This is a genomic window from Streptomyces sparsus, assembly GCF_054776295.1.
In genome coordinates, this window is the sequence record NZ_BAAHCA010000401.1 from 1 (window position 1) to 4,338 (window position 4,338).

General features: G+C 70.7%; 3 protein-coding genes. All 3 read right to left on the reverse strand.

Features of this window, described 5'->3' with window-relative positions; all coding sequences use genetic code 11:
• Nucleotides 1-105: 105 nt before the first annotated feature.
• Nucleotides 106-1,221 (reverse strand): DNA replication/repair protein RecF, encoded by a 1,116-nt coding sequence (gene recF / locus ACYVE9_RS17205; protein ID WP_461028755.1) that lies wholly within the window; start codon nt 1,219-1,221, stop codon nt 106-108.
• Between the two features lie 97 nt (nt 1,222-1,318).
• On the reverse strand, nt 1,319-2,197 hold the full coding sequence (gnd, locus tag ACYVE9_RS17210; protein ID WP_461028756.1) for a phosphogluconate dehydrogenase (NAD(+)-dependent, decarboxylating): 879 nt from the start codon (nt 2,195-2,197) through the stop codon (nt 1,319-1,321).
• Between the two features lie 100 nt (nt 2,198-2,297).
• Nucleotides 2,298-3,428: a DNA polymerase III subunit beta gene (gene dnaN, locus ACYVE9_RS17215; RefSeq protein ID WP_461028757.1), complete on the reverse strand. Its 1,131-nt coding sequence runs from the start codon at nt 3,426-3,428 to the stop codon at nt 2,298-2,300.
• Nucleotides 3,429-4,338 lie beyond the last annotated feature (910 nt).

Here is a 4,338-nt window from a genome sequence, read left to right on the forward strand (position 1 = left end):
CCGTCGGCCCGTCCGCGTCCGGCCCCGGACCGTCGGCCGGCCCGCTGCCGTACCCGTCCCGCGACCCGTCGGCCGACCCGTTCGGCTGCGACACGTCCCCACCGCTCACGTCCGCGTCACCTCTCCCGCCGACACCGCGTACCGGACGCCCGCCAGCACCGCCGGCACGTCCTCCGGAACCGCCGCCGTCACCAGCACCTGCTCACCCGGAGCCACCAGCTCCGCCAGCCGCTCCCGACGGCGGCTGTCCAGCTCGGCGAAGACGTCGTCGAGCACCAGCACCGGCTCGTTGCCCTCGGCCCGCAGCAGGTCGTACGAGGCGAGGCGCAGCGCCAGCGCGAGCGACCACGACTCGCCGTGGCTCGCGTAGCCCTTCGCCGGCAACCCGCCCAGCGTCAGCAGCAGATCGTCGCGGTGCGGGCCGACCAGCGTCACCCCGCGTTCGACCTCCTGCTTGCGCACCTCACCCAGCGCGGCCAGCAACTGGCCGTACAGCTCCTCGCGGTTGCCCGCCCCGGCCCCGCTGCGGTACTCCAGCAACACCGGGCCGCCGCCGGGCGCCACCTGCTCGTAGGCCTTGTCCACCAGGGGGCCCAGCGCCGCCACCAGGTCCAGCCGCTGGGCCAGCAACTCCGCGCCCACCCGCGCCAGATGCTGGTCCCACACGTCCAGCGTCGACATATCCATCGAGCGGCCCCCGTGCCGACGGGCCATCGCCGCCGACTTCAGCAGGGTGTTGCGCTGTTTCAGCACCCGCTCGTAGTCCGACCTGACGCCGGCCATCCGCGGGGTGCGGGCCGTCACCAACTCGTCCAGGAAACGGCGCCGTTCACCGGGGTCGCCCTTCACCAGCGCGAGGTCCTCCGGCGCGAACAGCACGGTGCGCACGATGCCCAGCACGTCCCGCGGCCGCACCTGGGAGGACCGGTTGATCCGCGCCCGGTTGGCCCGCCCCGGGTTCAGCTCCAGCTCGACGAGCTGCTGCCGGTCCCCCTGCCGCACCGCGGCGCGCACCACGGCCCGCTCGGCGCCCATGCGGACCAGCGGAGTGTCGGACGACGCCCGGTGGCTGCCCAGCGTCGCGAGATAGCCGACCGCCTCGACCAGGTTCGTCTTGCCCTGGCCGTTGGGCCCCACGAACGAGGTCACGCCCGGGTCGAGGGCGACCTCAGCCCGGGCGTAGGAGCGGAAGTCGGCCAGCGAGAGATGCGTGACGTGCATGGATGACCCGCTGACCTTCCCCGCCGGAACCCCGGCTCGACCGAAACCGCCTGCCTGCGGCCGCCACCCTCCTGCCGCCGGGTGCCGCGACCTGCTGCTACTTGCTGCTCTCCACCGCGTGCCCGCCGAACTGGTTGCGCAGCGCGGCGATCATCTTCATCTGCGGCGAGTCCTCCTGCCGGGACGCGAACCGTGCGAAGAGCGACGCGGTGATCGCCGGCAGCGGCACCGCGTTGTCGATCGCGGCCTCCACCGTCCAGCGGCCCTCGCCGGAGTCCTGCGCGAACCCGCGCAGCCCCGCCAGATGCTCGTCATCGTCCAGGGCGTTGACGGCCAGGTCCAGCAGCCAGGAACGGATGACCGTGCCCTCCTGCCAGGAGCGGAAGACCTCCCGGACGTCCGTCACCGAGTCCACCGCCTCCAGCAGTTCCCAGCCCTCGGCGAACGCCTGCATCATCGCGTACTCGATGCCGTTGTGGACCATCTTCGCGAAGTGGCCGGCGCCGACCTTGCCGGCGTGCACCGCGCCGAACTGGCCCTCCGGCTTCAGCGCGTCGAAGATCGGCTGCGCCTTCGCCACGTCCTCGGCGTCGCCGCCGTACATGAGCGCGTAGCCGTTCTCCAGGCCCCAGACACCACCGGACACCCCGCAGTCCACGAAGCCGATGCCCTTGGCGCGCAGCTCGGCGGCGTGCTTCTCGTCGTCCGTCCAGCGGGAGTTGCCGCCGTCGACGACCACGTCACCGGGCGAGAGCAGTTCGGCCAGTTCGTCGACGGTGGACTGCGTCGCGGCACCGGCGGGCACCATGACCCACACCACCCGCGGTCCCGACAGGCCGTCCACAAGCTCCTTGAGGCTGTGGACGTCCGCGAGGTCGGGGTTGCGGTCGTATCCGACGACGGTGTGGCCGGCGCGGCGAATGCGCTCGCGCATGTTGCCGCCCATCTTGCCGAGACCGATGAGACCGAGCTCCATCAGGCGCCTTTCTTCACGTTTCACGCACGGTTGACTGCGCCTCCGAGCCTACGCCCGGACCACCGTGCACACCTGTGGGGTCGGCCGCTCAACTGGCTGGTCAGCCGCTGAGCCGCACCGGCATGATCAGGTACTTGTAGGCGTCGTCGGCCTCCGCGTCGACCGCGGGCCGACCGCTGAGCAGAGCCGGCTTGGTGGACGTGGTGAAGGAGAGCTGCGCCACCGGGGAGTCGATCGCGCTGAGGCCCTCCAGCAGGAAGCCGGGGTTGAAGGCGATCGAGATGTCGTCGCCCTCCAGCTGCGAGTCCACCCGCTCCACAGCCTGTGCGTCGTCGCTGGAACCCGCCTCCAGGATGAGCACGCCCTGCTCGAAGCTGAGCCGCACCGGGGTGTTGCGCTCGGCGACCAGCGCCACGCGCTTGACCGCCTCGACGAACGGCGCCGTCTCGATGACCGCCACCGAGTTGAACTCGGTGGGGAACAGCGTGCGGTACTTGGGGAGGTCGCCCTCCAGCAGACGCGTCGTCGTGCGGCGGCCGGCGCCCTCGAAGCCGATCAGGCCCTCACCGGAACCGGATCCGGAGAGCGCCAGCGAGACGTGGTCGCCGCCGCTGAGCGACTTGGCGGTGTCCAGCAGCGTCTTGGCCGGGACCAGCGCGACCGCGGACGCGTCCGGCGTCTCCGGCTTCCACAGGAACTCGCGGACCGCGAAGCGGTAGCGGTCGGTGGAGGCGAGCGTGACGGTGTCGCCCTCGATCTCGATGCGCACACCGGTGAGCACCGGCAGGGTGTCGTCCCGGCCGGCGGCGATCGCCACCTGGGAGACGGCCGCCGCGAAGACCTCACCGGGGACCGTGCCCGTGGCCGTGGGCATCTCCGGCAGCGCCGGGTACTCCTCGACCGGGAGGGTGTGCAGGGTGAACCGGGAGGAGCCGCAGACGACGGTGACCCGTACACCGTCTGTGGAGATCTCCACCGGACGGTTCGGCAGGGCCCGGCAGATGTCGGCGAGCAGCTTGCCGGAGACGAGGACCGTGCCGTCCTCCTCGGTGTCCGCCTCGACCGAGACGCGGGCGGAGACCTCGTAGTCGAAGCCCGACAGGCTCAGCTTGCCGCCCTCTGCCTTCAGCAGCAGCCCTGCCAGGACCGGCACCGGGGGACGGGCGGGCAGGCTCTTGGCGGCCCACGCCACCGCCTCCGCCAGTGCATCGCGCTCTACCCGGATCTTCACCTTCAGCCGCCTCCTGCTGTTGCTGGTTGCCGGGGTCCAGTCTGACGCACCGGACTGACAGCTGGTGCTGCTCGGGGTCAAGTCGTTGCCGGAGGGGCGGACACGGTTCGAGGCGAGTTGTGCACAGCCCCCACTTCGAATCGAGATTCCTGCTCTAACTCTGTGGTCGTAGTAGTAGGGCCTGTGGATTCGGTGGATAACCCCGTCTGCGCAGGTCAAAGCCCGTTTTTTGTCCACCGGGCCTGTGGGCGCGGCGGTGGACGAAGAGGGGGTTCCTGTGGACGGCCGAAAGTTCTGCACACCTCATGCACAGCCGGACCCTGGTTCCCCACAGGTGCGTCCCCAGGTTTACCCAAGTTCTCAACAGCCCAATCCGGCACCTTGATGTGACGCCTTTCACTCGGGGTGGTGAGAGGGCGCGTCGCGTTGCCGAACAGTGGACAGGGGTGTGGAGAAGCTGTGCACAACCCCCACCTGCCTGTGGGCGGCCGGTGGACAACCCCGGACGGCTGTTGACGGCCGATTTTCTGTCCACAGGCTGTGGATTGTCTTTGTGCACATTTCCCCAACCGCCTGACCTCGGACGATCATGCACCACCCACTCCCGCTGTGGACGCTTTCTGGACAACCCGACAGTCCCCAGGGTGTGGACGGGCCGATCCTCGGTTTTCTGTGGACATCAGGCCGCGGCGGCCCGGATCGGGCGGGGAATCGAACAGCGAGAAACCCTCGGCAACCCGCCCCGAGGGCCTCGTCGACACCCGATGCCGCGAATCTCCCCCGCCTCCGGGCCGCCTCCGCACCGCTTCCGACGCCGCTTCGGACGCCGCTTCGGACGCCGGTGACGCCGCCTGAGCGCGAGGCGGGCGCGGCAGGGCGGTGTGGCGGCAGGGCGGTGTGGCGGCAGGGC